The sequence below is a fragment of the Nocardioides sp. R-C-SC26 genome, from assembly GCF_021246465.1.
GTDB lineage: Bacteria > Actinomycetota > Actinomycetes > Propionibacteriales > Nocardioidaceae > Nocardioides.
Window position 1 is genome coordinate 106,410 of record NZ_JAHRHK010000002.1, and the last position, 16,725, is coordinate 123,134.

General features: G+C 70.7%; 14 protein-coding genes. 8 read left to right on the forward strand and 6 right to left on the reverse strand.

The window, feature by feature from the left end; all coding sequences use genetic code 11:
* Positions 1–12 precede the first annotated feature (12 nt).
* Entirely contained in the window at positions 13–1,464 is a 1,452-nt protein-coding gene (locus tag KSO97_RS02205; RefSeq protein ID WP_232676242.1) for an aminopeptidase P family protein, read from the reverse strand.
* 51 nt (positions 1,465–1,515) lie between these two features.
* Between KSO97_RS02205 and KSO97_RS02210 the strand changes: the two genes are divergently transcribed.
* Genes KSO97_RS02210 through KSO97_RS02230 form a run of 5 tightly spaced genes read left to right on the forward strand, consistent with a single transcriptional unit; the run spans position 1,516 to position 8,777 of the window.
* Complete coding sequence (locus KSO97_RS02210; protein WP_232676243.1) at positions 1,516–2,673, forward strand: PrsW family intramembrane metalloprotease; 1,158 nt, start codon at positions 1,516–1,518, stop codon at positions 2,671–2,673.
* Positions 2,670–4,421 carry a dynamin family protein gene (locus KSO97_RS02215; RefSeq protein WP_232676244.1) on the forward strand — a complete coding sequence of 584 codons (1,752 nt, stop codon included), beginning with the start codon at positions 2,670–2,672 and terminating at the stop codon, positions 4,419–4,421. Before KSO97_RS02210 ends, KSO97_RS02215 begins: the two co-directional genes overlap by 4 nt.
* Positions 4,418–6,034, forward strand: a complete 1,617-nt coding sequence (locus KSO97_RS02220) for a GTPase (RefSeq protein WP_232676245.1) — start codon at positions 4,418–4,420, stop codon at positions 6,032–6,034. Before KSO97_RS02215 ends, KSO97_RS02220 begins: the two co-directional genes overlap by 4 nt.
* A gap of 25 nt (positions 6,035–6,059) precedes the next feature.
* On the forward strand, positions 6,060–7,742 hold the full coding sequence (gene ettA, locus KSO97_RS02225; protein WP_232676246.1) for an energy-dependent translational throttle protein EttA: 1,683 nt from the start codon (positions 6,060–6,062) through the stop codon (positions 7,740–7,742).
* Positions 7,743–7,793: 51 nt separating this feature from the next.
* Positions 7,794–8,777 carry a hypothetical protein gene (locus KSO97_RS02230; RefSeq protein WP_232676247.1) on the forward strand — a complete coding sequence of 328 codons (984 nt, stop codon included), beginning with the start codon at positions 7,794–7,796 and terminating at the stop codon, positions 8,775–8,777.
* A gap of 52 nt (positions 8,778–8,829) precedes the next feature.
* Here KSO97_RS02230 and KSO97_RS02235 read toward each other — a convergent pair whose 3' ends face one another.
* Entirely contained in the window at positions 8,830–9,315 is a 486-nt protein-coding gene (locus KSO97_RS02235) for a MarR family winged helix-turn-helix transcriptional regulator (protein ID WP_232676248.1), read from the reverse strand.
* Between the two features lie 117 nt (positions 9,316–9,432).
* On the reverse strand, positions 9,433–10,647 hold the full coding sequence (locus tag KSO97_RS02240) for an acetyl-CoA C-acetyltransferase (protein ID WP_232676249.1): 1,215 nt from the start codon (positions 10,645–10,647) through the stop codon (positions 9,433–9,435).
* 80 nt (positions 10,648–10,727) lie between these two features.
* On the opposite strand from KSO97_RS02240, the gene KSO97_RS02245 reads away from it, so the two are divergent.
* Entirely contained in the window at positions 10,728–11,645 is a 918-nt protein-coding gene (locus tag KSO97_RS02245) for a thioesterase family protein (protein WP_232676250.1), read from the forward strand.
* A 62-nt stretch (positions 11,646–11,707) separates the two neighbouring features.
* Here the strand turns inward: KSO97_RS02245 and KSO97_RS02250 are convergent, their stop codons facing one another.
* Both KSO97_RS02250 and KSO97_RS02255 read right to left on the reverse strand, forming a co-directional pair.
* A complete protein-coding gene (locus tag KSO97_RS02250; RefSeq protein WP_232676251.1) occupies positions 11,708–12,118 on the reverse strand; it encodes a globin in 411 nt (136 codons plus the stop codon).
* Positions 12,115–13,137 carry a mechanosensitive ion channel family protein gene (locus KSO97_RS02255; RefSeq protein WP_232676252.1) on the reverse strand — a complete coding sequence of 341 codons (1,023 nt, stop codon included), beginning with the start codon at positions 13,135–13,137 and terminating at the stop codon, positions 12,115–12,117. The genes KSO97_RS02250 and KSO97_RS02255 overlap by 4 nt, the downstream gene beginning before the upstream one ends.
* 98 nt (positions 13,138–13,235) lie before the next feature.
* Here KSO97_RS02255 and KSO97_RS02260 point away from each other — a divergent pair, with 98 nt between their 5' ends.
* Both KSO97_RS02260 and KSO97_RS02265 read left to right on the forward strand, forming a co-directional pair.
* Entirely contained in the window at positions 13,236–13,592 is a 357-nt protein-coding gene (locus KSO97_RS02260) for a hypothetical protein (protein ID WP_232676254.1), read from the forward strand.
* Entirely contained in the window at positions 13,579–13,959 is a 381-nt protein-coding gene (locus KSO97_RS02265; RefSeq protein ID WP_232676255.1) for a DUF5130 family protein, read from the forward strand. The genes KSO97_RS02260 and KSO97_RS02265 overlap by 14 nt, the downstream gene beginning before the upstream one ends.
* Before the next feature lie 142 nt (positions 13,960–14,101).
* Here the strand turns inward: KSO97_RS02265 and pepN are convergent, their stop codons facing one another.
* Positions 14,102–16,654, reverse strand: coding sequence for an aminopeptidase N (gene pepN / locus KSO97_RS02270; RefSeq protein ID WP_232676256.1), 2,553 nt, complete (start codon positions 16,652–16,654; stop codon positions 14,102–14,104).
* Positions 16,655–16,725 lie beyond the last annotated feature (71 nt).

The following is a 16,725-nucleotide window of genomic DNA, read 5'->3' on the forward strand; positions in this document are numbered from 1 at the left end:
TCGGTTGAGCGGTCAGCCGCGGTTCGCCTGCATCCACGCCTCGACGTCGTCCGCGGCGCGAGGCAGCGCGGCGGAGAGGTTGTGCGCGCCCGTGTCGGTCACCAGCACGTCGTCCTCGATGCGGATGCCGATGCCCCGCAGCTCCTGCGGCACCAGGAGGTCGTCGGCCTGGAAGTACAGGCCGGGCTCGACCGTGAGCACCATCCCCGCCGCGAGATCACCCTTGGCGTAGGACTCCGGTGCCGCCTGCGCGCAGTCGTGCACATCGAGCCCGAGCATGTGGCTGGTGCCGTGCAGGGTCCAGCGACGGTAGAGCAGCGAATCGGGCTCCAGCGCCTCCTCGGCCGAGACGGGGAGGAGTCCGAGGTCGGCGAGGCCGTGGGCGAGCACGGTCATGGCGGCCAGGTGCACGTCGGCGAACGGGGTACCGGGCGCGACGGCCGCGATCCCGGCGTCCTGGGCCTGCAGCACCAGCTCGTAGAGCTCGCGCTGGAGGGGTGTGAACCGGCCATCCACCGGAAGGGTGCGCGTCACGTCGGCGGTGTAGAGGTGATGCCCTTCGACGCCCATGTCGAGCAGCACCAGCTCACCGGGCGTAATCGGCCCGGTGTTGTCGATCCAGTGCAGCGTCGTGGCGTGGGAACCTCCCGCGACGATGGAGTCGTACCCGAGGTCGTTGCCCATCGCCCGGGCGCGGCGGAAGAAGGTGCCTTCGATCCAGCGCTCGCCGAACTCCAGCACACGGTCCCACTCCGCGACGGCGTCGGTGAACCCGAGAGTGGTGGCATCGCAGGCCCGCTGCAGCTCGTCGATCTCCCAGGCGTCCTTGATCAGACGCTGCTCGGAGGCGACCCGGCTCAGTTCGCTGTCGCGCCCTTCGTCGGCCGACACCAGGCGGTCGACATCGGCCGAGACTCCGCGGTGGACGCGGGTCTTGCCCGGTCGTGCCAGCGCCGCCTCCAACTCACCGATCGGACGCACCTCGATCCCGAGGGAGGAGGCCAGCTCGCGTGCCGAGGGCCGCTTGCCGGCCCAGAGCGCGCCGTACTGCCGGTCACGGAAGAACTCGTCGGACTCGCGTCCCGATCGCGGGCGGGCGTAGAGCACCGCCTCGCCGTCCTCGAGCACGAGCGTCGCGTCACTGGTCTGGTTGCCGCAGTAGTAGACGTGAGCGGTGTCGACCCGGAAGCGGTAGTCGGTGTCGTTCGATCGCACCTGATAGCCCCCGCCGGGGAGCACGAGACGCTCGCCGGGGAAGAGCGAGGCCAGGCGCGCCCGGCGCTCGGCGGCGCGTTCGGCGACAGGCGCGAGCGGGAGGTCGGCGTCCTCGTCGCGCCATCCGGTGCGCATGAACGCGGCGAGCGCCTCCGGCACCGTCGGGTCGTGCGACTGCGTGCCCGCGGCCTCCTCCGAGGCCGTCTCGGAGTCCTCTGAGATTCGCTGCTCCTCGATGTCCCCGTTCATCAGGCCACTGTACGAGCCGAATGGACCTCTCGCTCCCGATAGGCTGCCCCTATGCCGAGGACGGGCCCGAACGTGGTGATCGAGGCGCCCGTGGGGCGTCGTCTCGACACGATCACGTTCACCGTCGTGGTCGCGGTGGCAGTCAGCGTCGGCGCGCTCGGCATGTTCCTGCTCCTCGCGCTCTCCGGCGCGCCCGGCGTCGTGCTGCTCGCGACTCTGTTGGCCGCCGTCCCCGTGGGGCCGCTCGTCGCGTGCTATCTGTGGCTGGATCGCTACGAGCCCGAGCCGCGATCGTTGCTCCTCTACGGCCTGCTCTGGGGAGCCTTCGTGGCCACGGCGGCCTCGATCGTGATCGGCGGCGTGGGCGGCCTCTTCGTCGCCGTCACCGACGAGGTGTCGCTGGCGGTCGTGGCGCCGTTCACCGAAGAGGCCAGCAAGGGCCTCTTCCTCGCGTTGCTGCTGTGGTGGCGTCGCGCCGAACTGGACGGCGTCCTCGACGGCATCGTCTATGCGGGCATGGTCGGCATCGGCTTCGCCTTCACCGAGAACATCCTCTATCTCGCCGCGGCCTACAACGGCACCGACGGGATGGGGCCGGGCGGTGTCGCCGGAGTCACCTCCACCTTCGTGCTCCGCTGCCTGATCAGCCCGTTCGCGCATCCGCTGTTCACCGCGTGCATCGGGATCGGGGTCGGGCTCGCCGTCGCCTCGCGACGTCGTTCTGTGCGGTGGGGCGCACCGATGCTCGGCTACCTGGTCGCCGTGCTCCTCCACGGTCTGTGGAACGGCTCGACGGTGTTCGGGCTCGCGGGCTTCGCCGGCGTCTACCTGGTGCTGATGCTGCCGGCGCTGATCGGTCTGGTCTGCCTCGCGGTCTGGGCCCGATCGGCCGAGCAGCGGATGCTGAGCGTCGCCCTCGCCGACGCCGCGCAGCGCAATCTCATCCCCGCCACCGACATCGGCTGGGTCGTGGACCTGCGCGCCCGCCGCGCCGCGCGCTCCTACGCTTCGCGTTCGGCCGGGCCTGCCGGGGCACGCGCGATGGCGGCCTACCAGCAGGCCGCCATCGAGCTGGGCTTCCTGCATCACCGACTTCTACGTGGCACCCCGCCCGCGGACTGGCAGGAGCGCGGTGCAGCACATGTAACCCGCATCCGGACGATCCGGCCCTATGTCGCCTTCCCCGGACAGGTGGTTCCGGTCGCATGAACGCCGCACAAGGCAAGGACGCCGTCCGCATGCTGACTGCGATGGTGCACCTGCGCGCATCGCTGGCGGCGGCCGAGCTCCCCTTCGCTGTGCCGGACGTGGCCGGCCTGCGGCAGCAGCGTGCGGAGGTGATCACCCAGCTCGAGACCTACGTGATCCCCCGCGTGATGTCGCTGGAATCGCCGATGCTGGCGGTGGTCGGTGGGTCCACCGGCGCGGGCAAGTCCACCTTGGTCAACTCGCTCGTCGGTCACCGTGTCACGACGCCGGGTGTCCTCCGCCCGACGACTCGCTCGCCGGTGCTCGTGCATCACCCCGACGAGGCCACGTGGTTCGGTCAGGACCGGCTGCTCCCCGACCTGGTGCGCGTCGACCACTCCACCGACGATCCCGGCTGCATCCAGCTCGTCGCCACCGACGCGGTGCCGCGCGGACTGGCGATCCTCGATGCTCCCGATGTCGACTCCGTCGAGCAGCGCAACCGCGAGCTCGCCGCTCACCTGCTCCAGGCCGCCGACCTCTGGCTCTTCGTCACCTCGGCCGCGCGCTACGCCGACCAGGTGCCGTGGGTCTACCTCCGCCAGGCCGCCGAGCGCTCGACCGCCGTCGCCGTCGTGCTCGACCGCACGCCGGACGAGGCCGTCCAGACCGTCGCCACCCACCTGGCCCGGATGCTCGCCAGCCGTGGGTTGAAGGACTCTCCGCTCTTCACCGTGCACGAGAGCGCGGTGGACGACGAGGGACTGCTGCCCGCCTCGAACGTCGCGGAGATCCGTGGCTGGCTCGAGACGCTCGCGGCCGATGTCGAGGCGCGCGAGCTCGTCGTCCGACAGACCCTCGACGGTGCCGTCCGCGCCATCACGCGGCACGCCTACCCCATCGCCGACGCCGTCGACCAGCAGGCGCGGGCCGCCGCTGCGCTGCGTGCCGAGGCCGACGAGCAGTACGCGAACGCCCGCGATCGGCTCGGCCGCGGAGCGGGCGACGGCTCGGTGCTGCAGGGAGAGGTGCTGGCCCGCTGGCAGGAGTTCGCCGGGGGCGGCGAGCTGCTCCGATCGCTCGACAGCCGGGTCGGCGGTCTCCGGGACCGGGTCGTGAACACCATCCGGGGCAAGGCGCAGCAGGCCGAGCGGGTCACCGTGGCGGTCGAGTCGGCGCTCGAGGCACTGGTCCTCGGCGAGGCCGAGGACGCAGCAGCCGCTGTCTACCGGGCCTGGAACGACACCGACGAGGGCCGTGCCGCGCTCAGCGAGGAGCCCCGGAGCCTCGGCCGCGCCTCGGCCGACCTGCGGCGCCGCGCCGAGCGCACCGTCCGCGACTGGCAGCTCGACGTCGCCGAGTCCGTGCGCGGTCAGGCGTCCGACCGACGCACCTCCGCACGGTTCCTGACGATCGGCCTCAACGGCTTGGCGGTCTCCCTGATGGTCGCGGTGCTGGGCCGCTCGACGGGGACGTCCGGTCGTGGCGACCGCGACGACGCCGCGACGGCCGCACGTCGCGTCCTGTCGGCGGTCTTCAGCGCCGAGGAGCTCGACGACCTCCTCACCTCCACCGCCGCGTCGCTGGAGCAGCGCCTGGGCCGACTGATGGGCGAGGAGGAGGGCCGGTTCATCGCGCTTCTGGGCCCGGTTGCCGATGACGCGACCGATCGTGCGACCGTGACGCCCGGCACCACCGATGTGGCCGAGCGACTACGCGAGGCCGCGCGGCGTGTCGACGATCTGCGCTACAAGGGAGTGAGCACGTGACGGCAGCCGACCTCGACGAGGCGCGCGACCTGGTGCTGCGCGGCAGCGACATCGGCGCCCGGATCGAGGCGCTCGACGCTGCCGTCGACGCAGCCCGCGGGCGCTTGGACGACGCGGCCCTGGCCGACGCGCTCGGCGTCGCCGACCGCGGGGCAGCCCGGCTCCGGCTCTCCGCGCAGCACACCGTGGTCGCCATCGCGGGTGCGACCGGCTCGGGCAAGTCCTCGACGTTCAATGCCCTGACGGGCCTCGAGCTCTCCTCCACCGGGGTGCGCCGCCCGACGACGTCCTGGGCCACGGCCTGCGTGTGGGGGAGTGCGGGCGCGAGCGAGGTGCTGGAGTGGCTCGGCATCCCGCCGCGACACCAGACGATGCGCGACTCGCTGCTCGACCTCGACCACGACGCCGCCTACCGGGCCGACCGCGAGCTGGACGGCGTCGTGCTGATGGATCTGCCCGACCACGACTCCACCGAGGTGGCCCACCATCTCGAGGTCGACCGCCTGGTTCTCCTGGCCGACCTCATCGTCTGGGTGCTCGATCCGCAGAAGTACGCCGACGCGGCGATCCACGATCGCTACCTGGCGCCGTTCACCACCCACGCCTCGGTGATGGTGGTCGTGCTGAACCACATCGACACCGTGCCGCAGGACCGTCGCCAGGCGATGGTGGACGACGTGAAGCGGCTGCTGACACTCGACGGTCTTGCCGCCGTGCCGGTCTTCGCGATCAGCGCGCGCGAAGGCATCGGGGTCGACGAGCTGCGCACCGAGATCGCCCGACGCGTGGCGGAGAAGCGCCTGACGCGCGAGCGGGTCGAGTCGGACCTGCGGCAGAGCGCCGAGCGGATCGCCGCTGAGCACGGCGACGCCGACCTCGCGAATCCGACTGCCGTGTCGTTGGACGCACGCCGCGTGGAGGAGTTCGAGGCACGGTTGGCCGAGGCCGCTGCCGTGCCGGTCGTGGCAGACGCCGTCGAGACCGTCGTCCGATCGCGGATGCGCCGGATGGTGGCGTGGCCGCCGGCTGGTCTGCTGCTGCGGCGCGGTCGCCGTGACCGCGGCGGCATCGGAGCGCGGCTCCAGACTCCGCGAGCCCAGGTCACCGCGGAGGTGCGCGAGTTCGCTGCGGATGCGACGGCTGGGCTCGGCCGGCCCTGGGTCGACGCCGTCGACGACGTCGCGGAGGCGGCGATCGACCCGATCTGCGCGGGACTCGATGCCGCGGTCGCGGCCGTCGACCCGCAGCGCACCGGCGTTCCGGGCTGGGCTCGTGCCGTCGGCGTCGTGCAGTGGCTGCTGCTCCTGGCAGCGATCGGCTGCGGCGTCTGGGCGGGCCTGCTCGGCTCGCGGGGCGAGCTGCGGGAGTCCACGATCTTCGACCTGCCGGTCGCGATCGCCGCGGCCGTTGGTGCCGTGGTGCTGGGCCTGGTGCTGTGGATCGTCGCGGGCGCGCTGGCCTCCACCGGTGCTCGCCGCCGGCGGGCGCAGGTGATGGCCGCGGTCGGGGACGCCGTGGAGTCAGCCGCACGCGAGCACGTCGTCGCGCCCGTGCGGGCAGAGCTGGCCGCGCACGCGGAGGTCTCGCGGTCGCTGGCCGCCGCGCTCGCCTGACCCGGCACGCCCTAGTCTTGAGGGCATGGCGGAGTACGTGTTCACCCTGCGCAATGTGCGCAAAGCCCATGGCGACAAGGTCGTTCTCGACAACGTGACGTTGTCGTTCCTGCACGGAGCCAAGATCGGCGTCGTCGGTCCGAACGGCACCGGTAAGTCCTCGCTGCTGCGGATCATGGCGGGGCTCGACCATGCCAACAACGGCGACGCCATCCTCGACCCCGACGCCACGGTGGGCATGCTCCAGCAGGAGCCCCCCCTGACCGAGGGCAAGACGGTGCTGGAGAACGTCGAGGAGGCCGTCGGCGACATCCTCGCGAAGAAGAAGCGCTACGACGAGATCTCCGAGGCGATGGCCGACCCCGACGCCGACTTCGACACGCTGCTCGCCGAGATGGGCGAGCTGCAGGAGGCGCTCGACGCCGCCAACGTGTGGGATCTCGACAGCCGCCTCGACCAGGCCATGGACGCCCTGCGCTGCCCCCCGCCCGACGTCCTGGTCGACAATCTCTCCGGTGGCGAGCGCCGCCGCGTGGCGCTCTGCAAGCTGTTGCTGCAGCAGCCGGACCTGCTGCTGCTCGACGAGCCCACGAACCACCTGGACGCCGAGTCGGTGCAGTGGCTGGAGGGCCACCTCAAGAGCTACCCCGGCGCCGTCTTGGCGATCACCCACGACCGGTACTTCCTCGACAACGTCGCCGAGTGGATCCTCGAGCTCGACCGCGGCAAGACCCACCCCTACGAGGGCAACTACTCCACCTACCTGGAGACCAAGAAGGACCGTCTCAAGATCGAGGGGCAGAAGGACGCCAAGCGCGCCAAGATGCTCGAGAAGGAACTCGAGTGGGTGCGCTCCAACGCCAAGGCCCGACAGACCAAGTCCAAGTCGCGTCTGGCCCGCTACGAGGAGATGGCCGCCGAGGCCGACAAGGCCCGCAAGATCGACACCGCGGACATCAACATCCCGCCGGGACCGCGCCTGGGTGACGTCGTGCTCGAGGCCGACCACCTCACCAAGGGCTTCGAGGACCGGGTGCTGTGGAACGACATCTCCTTCAGCCTCCCGCGTGCCGGCATCGTCGGCATCGTCGGTCCGAACGGCGTCGGCAAGACCACGCTGTTCCGGATGATCACCGGCGGCGAGACGCCCGACTCCGGCGACCTGACCGTGGGCCAGACCGTGAAGCTCTCCTACGTCGACCAGAGCCGTGGCGGCATCGACCCGAACAAGAACGTCTGGGAGGTCGTCTCCGACGGCCTGGACTTCATCAAGGTCGCCAACTTCGAGATGAACAGCCGCGCCTACGTGGCCTCCTTCGGCTTCAAGGGCCCCGACCAGCAGAAGAAGGCCGGCGTGCTCTCCGGTGGTGAGCGCAACCGTCTGAACCTGGCGCTGACGCTGAAGCAGGGTGGCAACGTGCTGCTGCTCGACGAGCCGACCAACGACCTCGACGTCGAGACGCTCTCCTCGCTCGAGGATGCACTGCTCGACTTCCCCGGCTGCGCCGTGGTGACCTCCCACGACCGGTGGTTCCTCGACCGGATCGCCACCCACATCCTGGCGTGGGAGGGCACCGAGGACGAAGAGGGCGCCTGGTTCTGGTTCGAGGGCAACTTCGCCTCCTACGAGGAGAACAAGATCGAGCGCCTCGGCGTCGAGGCCGCCCGCCCGCATCGGGTCACCCACCGCCGGTTGACCCGCGACTGACGCCGACCTGATCCCAGGTCGGCGAGCCGACGGCAGAGAGGCCAGAGTCTGATGGTGTTCCGGCGCACGCCGAAGCTGCTCGGGCCCGGTGACCTGCCCGAGGGCTTCGCCTACCCGGACGGCGTGGTGGAGCGCATCCGCGACTACTCCTTCCGCGACTGGGAGTGGCTGCAGGGAGCGCGACTGCGGGAGGCCGCCGCCCAGCTGTGGCAGGCGTTCCCTCGCGAGTTCGTCCCCTTCGCGCTCCGCAAGGGCACGTCGTTCGTCGCCTGCCTGGACGCCGCGCGCGTGGGGCCGCAGGGCTTCGAGGTCGTCACGGTCGACGTCCGTGACCCCGGCCGCGGTCTGGTGCAGCACCTGCCCGACTTCCCGTCCTGGTTCGAGGCGGCTCGGGCCGAGGCCGAGGGTGGCCGCGGAGGCGGCGCGCCGACGTCGGCACCGCCGGTGCCGGGGCCGTCAGGCCCCGCGCCCCAGCCCGGTGCACCTGCCCGACCCGGCGGGTACGCCGCCGGCGGGCCCTCGGCACCTGGAGCGCCGGGGGAGCCGGTGGGCTTCGAGGAGCCGGGCGGCTACGGCGGTCCCGAGTCGTTCGACTCCTCTGCCGTCGGGTCCTGGGTACCGCCCGAGCGTGGGCAGTGCGCGTGCGTCCACCATCTCGAGGACTTCCTGATGGAGGTCGTGCCGTTCGGGAAGACCGCACCGTCGGGGCTGGAGCCGCGACGCGTCTCCGACCTGGTGATGAGCCACGAGATCGACGCGCGCCCGGGATTCCCGGGCCCGCAGCTGGAGTTCCGCAAGCGCCCGGTCGGGCCGTTCCACTGGGAGGTCTGGCTCGGTCAGGGCGCGCGGCTGCACCTCGACGAGGGCGGCCGGGTGGACCTCGAGCTCTGGCTGATGCGCAACCCGAACGTGGGTGCCGTGGTCTGGCCGCAGCGTCAGACCCTGCATCTGCAGGGCCCGCACCTGTGCACCGACGGAGTGCTCACGCTGATCGCGCGGGCGCTCCTCGACGACCGCGTGCGACGTCGCAAATAGGCGGCCGCGCGACCTCCCAGCGGGACCGCTGACCTCCCTCTCGGCGCCCGGGTCAGCGCATCTCGCGGTCGGGGTGTGCGGCGATGAGATGGTCGGCGACGGCGTCGAAGACCCGTCCCACTGCCGCGAGATCCTCCGCGGAGGCCAGGTCCACGAAGTGGTCACGGACGCCGTGCACGTGGGTGGGCGCGATCGAGGCGTGCAGGCTCCGGCCCTCCTCGGTCATCACCGCGACGACGCCGCGGCCGTCCTCGGGTGAGTTCGTGCGCTCCACCAGTCCCGCGCGTTCCATCCGCTTGACGGTGTGGGTCACCCGGCTGCGGCTGTGTGCGAGCGCATCCGCCAGCTGCGCCATCCGCATCCGGCCGTCGCGCTCGGAGAGTCGCACGAGGATCTCGTACTCCACCAGGGAGACGCCGTGCGCGCGCTGGAGGTCGTCGTCGAGACGATCGAAGAGCAGCGTGCTTCCGAGCAGGAACGCTCGCCAGGAGCGTTGCTGCTCCTCGTCGAGCCATCGCGGCGGGGTGCTGCCTGTCACATCGCTGACCCTACTTGCGGCGCGAGGCAGGTGCGGTCAGAACACGACGCCCGGCTGCGAACTCGCAGCCGGGCGTCGTGGTGGAACGCGATCAGGAGGTCGCCGTGGAAGGCGCGCTCACATCCGCTCGAGGATGAGCGCCATGCCCTGGCCGCCGCCGACGCACATGGTGATCAGACCGGTCGACTTGTCGTGGAAGTCGAAGCTGTTGATCATCGTGTTCTGAAGGCGGGCACCGGTCATGCCGAACGGGTGGCCGACGGCGATCGCGCCGCCGTTGACGTTGAGCCGGTCGATGTCGATGCCGAGGTCCTGGTAGGACGGCACGACCTGGGCGGCGAACGCCTCGTTGATCTCGACGAGGTCGATGTCGTTGATCGTCATGCCGGCGTACTTCAGCGCGTTCTTGGTGGCCTCGACCGGACCCATGCCCATGATCTCGGGCGAGAGGCCCGAGACGCCGGTGGAGACGATGCGCGCCAGCGGCTTGAGGCCGAGCTCCTTGGCCTTGGTGTCGCTCATGATCACGACCGCGGCCGCGCCGTCGTTGAGGGCGCAGCAGTTGCCGGCGGTGACGACGCCGTCCTCGCGGAAGACCGGCTTGAGGCCGGAGATCGCCTCGATGGTGACACCGGCGCGCGGGCCGTCATCAGCGGTGACCACGGTTCCGTCAGGCGTGGTGATCGGAGTGATCTCGCGCTCCCAGAAGCCGTTGGCGATGGCCTGCTCGGCGAGGTTCTGCGAGCGGACGCCGAACTCGTCGAGCTCCTGGCGGGAGAGGCCGCGCATCGTCGCGACGTTCTCGGCCGTCTCGCCCATCGCGATGTAGATGTCGGGGGCGAGGCCGTCCTCGCGCGGGTCGTGCCAGGTGGCGTTGGACGCCGTCGTGGCGACCGTGCGGGCCTGGGCGTCGGCGAAGCTCGGGTTCTTGGTGTCGGGCCAGTGGTCCGGCGTGCCCTTCATGAACCGCGAGACGGTCTCCACGCCGGAGGAGATGAAGACGTCGCCCTCACCGGCCTTGATCGCGTGGAAGGCCATCCGGGTGCTCAGCACCGAGGAGGAGCAGTAGCGGTTCACGGTCGCGCCGGGGACCGAGTCGAGGCCGAGTATCGTGTTGACGACCTTGGCCACGTTGAAGCCGGCCTCGCCACCGGGCTGACCGCAGCCCAGGTAGTGGTCGTCGATCGTCGTCGGGTCGAGCTCGGGGATCTTGTCCAGCGCCGCACGGATGATGGTGGCGGCGAGGTCGTCGGGACGCAGGTCCTTCAGCGACCCCTTCATGGCGCGCCCGATCGGCGAACGCGCGGCGGAGACGATGACGGCTTCAGGCATGGAGGCACTCCGTTGTTCTCAGGGATGTCAGCCTGAGCCTAGAACAGGTTCTCGTGTCGGTGGCTGAGAGGATCCGGGACGTGCGTCACGTCTACGACTGTCCGACCCGCTGGGCCGACCTCGATCAGCTCGGTCACGTCAACAACGTGATCTACGTGGACTACCTCCAAGAGGCCCGTATCGACCTGATGCGCCACCTGTTCGGCCCGCGGCCGATCGGTGCCGCCGACCTCGTCGAAGGCGTCGTCGTGGTGCGCCAGGAGATCAGCTACCTGGCTCCGTTGGGCTTCGGGTTCGGACCCGTCTCGGTCGAGTGCTGGGTGAGCGAGGTCAAGGCGGCCACCTTCACGATCTCCTACGAGATCTTCCATGCCGCTCCCGACCGCGGATCTGACGGGCGACGGGTCTATGCCCGGGCGCGGTCGGTGCTCGCACCGTTCGTCTTCGCCGAGGAACGCCCGCGCCGCCTGGACGTCGAGGAGCGTCGGGTGCTGCGCGACGTCCTGGAGTCTCCTGGCGATGGGGGTGCTGGGTGGGGCGAGCTCGTCGCGGTCGAGGTCGACGACGTGGTGGTGTCGCGTGAGGCGCAGGACGCGCTCCGTTACGACGTCCACGTGCGGTTCTCCGACGTCGACGCGTACCGCCACGTCAACAACGTCGTCTACTTCGAGTACTTCCAGGAGTCGCGCATCCGTCTCCTCGCCCAGGTTGCGCGCGACGCAGGGGTCGTCGGCAACGTGGTCGTCGCCGCGGCCGACGTCGGCTACCTCGCACCGATGCTGCAACGCTCCGAGCCGTACCTGTGTCGCAGCAGCATCGTGGCGGTCGGGTCGCGCTCGGTGACGGTGGCCGGCGAGATCGTCGACCCCGCGGATCAGGCCCGGGTCTACGCGCGGGCTCGCGTCACTCTCGTCTTCTTCGATCCGGCCACCCAGCGTTCGGCCGAACCGCCCGCGGCGCTGCGTGAGACCCTGATGGCGCTGCTTGCGCCGGCCTGACGTCGTCGTACCCGCGCCGGCGCCGGACGGGAGCCGAGCGGTGTCTCAGCCTGATTCCAGGCTCAGCCCTGGGTGTTCACCATGAACTGGGCGGCGTGCGTGACGTAGTCCCAGAACTGGGCGTCCTGCTCCGGTGTCAGGGCCGCGGCGTCCAGGCCGGCGCGGAAGTGCACCAGCCAGCGGTCGCGCGCCTCGAGGTCGACCGGGAACGGTGCGTGCCGCATCCGCAGACGTGGGTGACCGCGCTGCTCGGAGTAGGTCGTGGGCCCGCCCCAGTACTGGATCAGGAAGAGTCGGAATCGCTCCTCGGCCGGCCCGAGATCGGCGTCCGGATACATCGGGCGCAGCAGCGGGTCGGTCGCGACGCCCTCGTAGAACACGCGCACGATCGTGGTGATCGTGGGCTCGCCGCCGATCTGGTCGTAGAACGAGCGCTCCGGATCGCCGTGATCGCTGAGCTTCAGGTCGGTCATGAGGCGTCCTCGTTGCTGGGGGTGACACCAGTGTGGCGGGTGCCGGTGTCGGCGCCCGAGCCGGTGCCGTCGCCGGCGTCGGTGCGCTGCCAGACCACCCGCTGGGGAAACGGCATCTCGATGCCCTCGTGGTCGAAGCGAGCCTTGATCCGCTCACGCATCTCCCGAGCGATCGCCCACTGCTCTCCCGGCGTGGTCTTGAGCACCACGCGCACGGTGACGCCGTCGGGGCCGAGATCCTGTACCCCCCACACCGACGGCTCCTCGATGACCTGGTGCTTGAAGTCCTCCTCCTCCCACAGCGAGTGGGCGACGTCGGCGAGCACGCGTCGCACGCGGGCGAGGTCCTCGTGATAGGCGACGCTGACGTCGAGCACGGTGCGGGCCCAGTTCTGGCTCTGGTTGCCCACGCGGACGATCTCCCCGTTCGGCACGTACCAGACCGTCCCGTTGACGTCGCGGACCCGCGTCATCCGCATCGAGACGGCCTCGACCGTGCCGATCGCCTCGCCGAGGTCGACGGAGTCGCCGACGCCGTACTGGTCCTCGAGGATGATGAAGATGCCCGAGAGGAAGTCCTTCACCAGCGACTGAGCACCGAAGCCGAGCGCGATCCCGACGATGCCGGCGCTGGCGATGATCGGGGCGATGTCGACGCCGATCTCGCTGAGCATCATGGTGCCGAACACGGCGACGATCAGCCCGGTGACGACGCTCTTGAAGAGCCCGCCCATCGCCTCGGCCCGCTGCAGGCGGCGCACGGGCGGCTGGAAGCCGAGCCGATCCAGGCCGATGCGCTCGCCGACCCGAGGCGGCAGGGCGGCGTGCGCCGCGCGTCGCACCACCCGGTCGATGAGTCGGTGTGCCACCCACCGCACCACGAGTGCGAGGAGAAGCAGTCCCAGGACGGCGAGGGGTTTGGTGACCAGGACGTCGGAGGACTCGGCGAGCGGTTCGCTACCGGTCCACTGATAGATCAGCCGGCAGACGGTCTCGCCCTTCTCGCACGGGTTCGCCATGCCTCCATGCATAACAGGTGGACGGCGAGAGCTCCCGGCGTGGGGTACGCCACGTCGGCGTGGCGCAGAGCGCTCCGAGAGCCCGATATCCTGGCCGCGTGAATACGCCCGTCGCCCGTCGCCTCGCGATCACCGTCTCCGTCTGCGCTGGTCTCGCCGTCTCGTCCGTGCTCGGTGCCGGCTCCGCCGCCGCCGACGTCCCCGAGGGGTGGCCGGTCAACGACACCGTCGAGCCGCTCCACGCGCTGTTGGTGCTGCTCGGCATCCCGCTGTTGAGCGCTCTGGTCATCGCCCTGCTGTGCTACCTGCCCTCGCTCGTGCGCGGTGAGTCGATCGCCCCCGGTGGTGCGGCGACCGAGAGCCAGTGGCTCGGAGGCCCGCGCAAGGCAGCCGGTGAGTTGGCGGCTCCCGACGGCGACGACTCGCAGGCAGGCGGAGCCAGTGGCCGCTGGTGACGTGCTCTCCGGCGCCGACCGGGCGTCGCTGGACGAGACGATCCGCAAGGCCGAGCAGCTCTCCCGCGCGGAGTTCTCGGTGTTCGTCGGCCACGCCGACGGCGAGGACGCGCGCGCATTCGCGACGAGCCTGCACAACACGCTGGTGGCGCCTTCGCGCAGCATCCTGATCATGGTCGACCCCGGGCGCCGCTCGCTCGAGGTCGTCACCGGCGGGTTCGTCCGCCGCACCCTCGACGACGTCCAGGTCGAGCTCGCGATCGAGACGATGACGCGCTCCTTCGGCGAAGGCGACCTCACCGGCGGTCTGCGGCGAGGCATCCAGCACCTCGCCGAGCACGCTCGCGCCACCGCCAAGACGGGCTGAGCCTCGATCACCGGTTCGCTTCGGTGGTCGAGGAGGTCGCCCTGCGACCGTCTCGAGACCGGATGGGTCGAACGCCGACGCCGGCTGGTGGGGTTTTCGAGGCCCTCGCTGGCGCTCGGGCTCCTCGACCACCGGGGGGCGCTCAGCGCGGAGCACACTCCTGGGCGTGGAGCGCGCGGCCGATCTCGGCACGTCCTTCGCGCACGTAGCGGACGGCGCCCGGATTCGCCGACGCCGTCTCCAGCCACGCATCGATGCGCGCGGCCAGCTCGGGCGAGGTGAGCGCGCGTGGGAACAACCCCTGCAGTGCGACGGCGGCCTTGTGGGCGCCGAGGCTCTCCCACGCCGACCCGACGGCGTCCAGGTAGCGCTCCACGAACGGTTCGAGCACGGCACCCTGGTCGGCGACGTTGAAGGCGACGGCGATGCTGCGGGCGGTCTCGTTCGGGGTGTCGGGGGAGAGGGCCGCGGTCCAGGCTGCCTCCTTCGCCGCGACGTCAGGTCGCACGGCGCGCGCAGCGGCGGCCTTCTCCTTGCCGGAGATCGTCGAGTCCTCGGCGAGCATCGCCTCGATGCGTGCCTCGTCGGCGCGCCCGGCTGCGGCGAGGCCGGTCAGCAGCGACCACCGCAGGTCGGTGTCGACGTCGAGCCCCTCGAAGGTGAGCGTTCCGTCGAGGATCGCCTCGAGGTCGTCGAGCCCGGCGTCGGAGCGGGTGGCGGCCGCTAGAGCGCGCACGAAGGTCAGCTGGTGGTCGCTGCCCGGCTCGGCGCTGTCGAGCAGTCGCCGTAGTCCGCGCTCCCAACGGTCCTTGATCTCGGCGCGGTGCTCGGGCGGCGTGTAGTAGTTCACCGCCAGGGCCGTGGAGTCGGGGATGCGGGTGACGCCCCAGGCGTCGGTCTCCGAGCCGATGTTGCCCAGCACCAGGTCGACGAAGTCGGATGTCGCGAGCTCGCCGTCGCGGGTCATGTCCCAGGTGGCGCCCCAGATGATCGCGCGCGCCAGCGAGTCGGGCATCGCGGAGAGGCCGGCGATCGCGGTCTGCAGCGACCGGTCGTCGAGCCGGACCTTGGCGTAGGCGAGGTCCTGGTCGTTGAGCAGCAGCAGGTCGGGCTGACGCAGCCCGACCGCCTCGGCGACCTCGGTGCGCTCGCCGTCGACGTCCACCTCGAGATACTCCCGGCGCACGAGCCGGCGCGCGCCCTGCTCCTCCACCCAGTCGTAGAGACCGATGCCGAGACGGTGGCGGCGCAGCGTCGGCCAGTCCGGGTGAGCGGTCTGGCGAACGGCGAGCGAGGCGTACGTGCCGTCGTCGGCGAGAGTGAATTCGGGGGAGAGCGTGTTGACCCCTGCGGTCTGCAACCATTCGGCGGCCCAGCCGCGCAGCTCGCGGCCCGAGGATCGTTCCAGGGCGGTCAGCAGGTCGTCGAACTCGGAGTTGCCGTAGGCGAAGTCGCGGAAGTAGGCGCGCAGGCCCTCGAGGAAGGGCTCGAGCCCGACCCAGGCCACCAGCTGCTTGAGCACCGAGGCGCCCTTGGCGTAGGTGATCATGTCGAAGTTCACCTCGACGGCCTCGAGGTCGTGGTTGTCCGCTGCGATCGGGTGGGTGCTCGGCAGCTGGTCTGCGCGGTAGCCGGTCTGCTTGCGGGCGTTGGCGAAGCCGGTCCAGGCGTCGGTGAAGTCCGTGGCCTCGGCCTCGCACCAGTAGCAGGCCCACTCGGCGAACGATTCGTTGAGCCAGAGGTCGTCCCACCAGCGCATCGTCACCAGGTCGCCGAACCACATGTGCGCCATCTCGTGGGTGATCACCGAGCAGCGGAACTCGTAGAAGGAGCGCGGCTGACGCGAGCGGGGGAGGTACTCGTCGCGCAGCGTCACGCAGCCCGCGTTCTCCATGGCGCCCATGTTGTACTCGGGCACGTACAGCTGGTCGTACTTCTCGAACGGGTACGCCATCTGGAACTGGGTCTCGAAGAACGCGAAGGCCTGACGGGTGATGCGCACCAGCTCCTCACGGTCCAGGTGCTCGACGAGCGACTGGCGGCAGTAGTGGCCGAGCGGAATGGTGCCGTAAGGACCTTCGTAGGTGTCGAAGACGCCGTGGTACTCGCCGGCCACGATCGCGGTGATGTAGGTCGACATCGGCTTCGTCGCGGGGAAGTGCCACACCGCGACGCCGTCGCGCTCGGACGCCGTGGGCTCGGGCGTCGGTGCGTTCGAGACCACGACCCAGTGGTCGGGCGCGGTGACGTGGAAGGTGAAGGTGCCCTTGAGGTCGGGCTGCTCGAAGGTGGCGAACACCCGGCGGGCGTCGGGCACCTCGAACTGGGAGTAGAGGTAGACGCGATCGTCGACGGGGTCGACGAAGCGGTGCAGGCCCTCCCCGGAGTTGGAGTAGCGGCAATCCGCGCGGACGACCAGGACGTTGTCGGCTTGGAGGTCGGGCAGCGGGATGCGGGAGTCGGCGTAGGTCGCCGGGTCGAGCGTGACGCCGTTGAGCGTGATCTCGTGGACGGTCTCGGCGACCAGGTCGGCGAAGGTCGACGCGCCGGGTTCTCCGCAGGTGAAGCGGAGTTCGGTGGTCGAGGCGAACGTGCGATCACCGGTGGTGAGGTCGAGCGACACGTCGTAGGTGGACACATCGAGCAGGGCGGCGCGGGTGGCCGCTTCGTCGCGGGTCAGGTTGGTTCCGGGCATGGTCGGCATCCTGTCATTCCCGCAGGTCAGCCGGGAGAGAGGGCCTCGGGGGCGACGCCGGCTGCGCGACC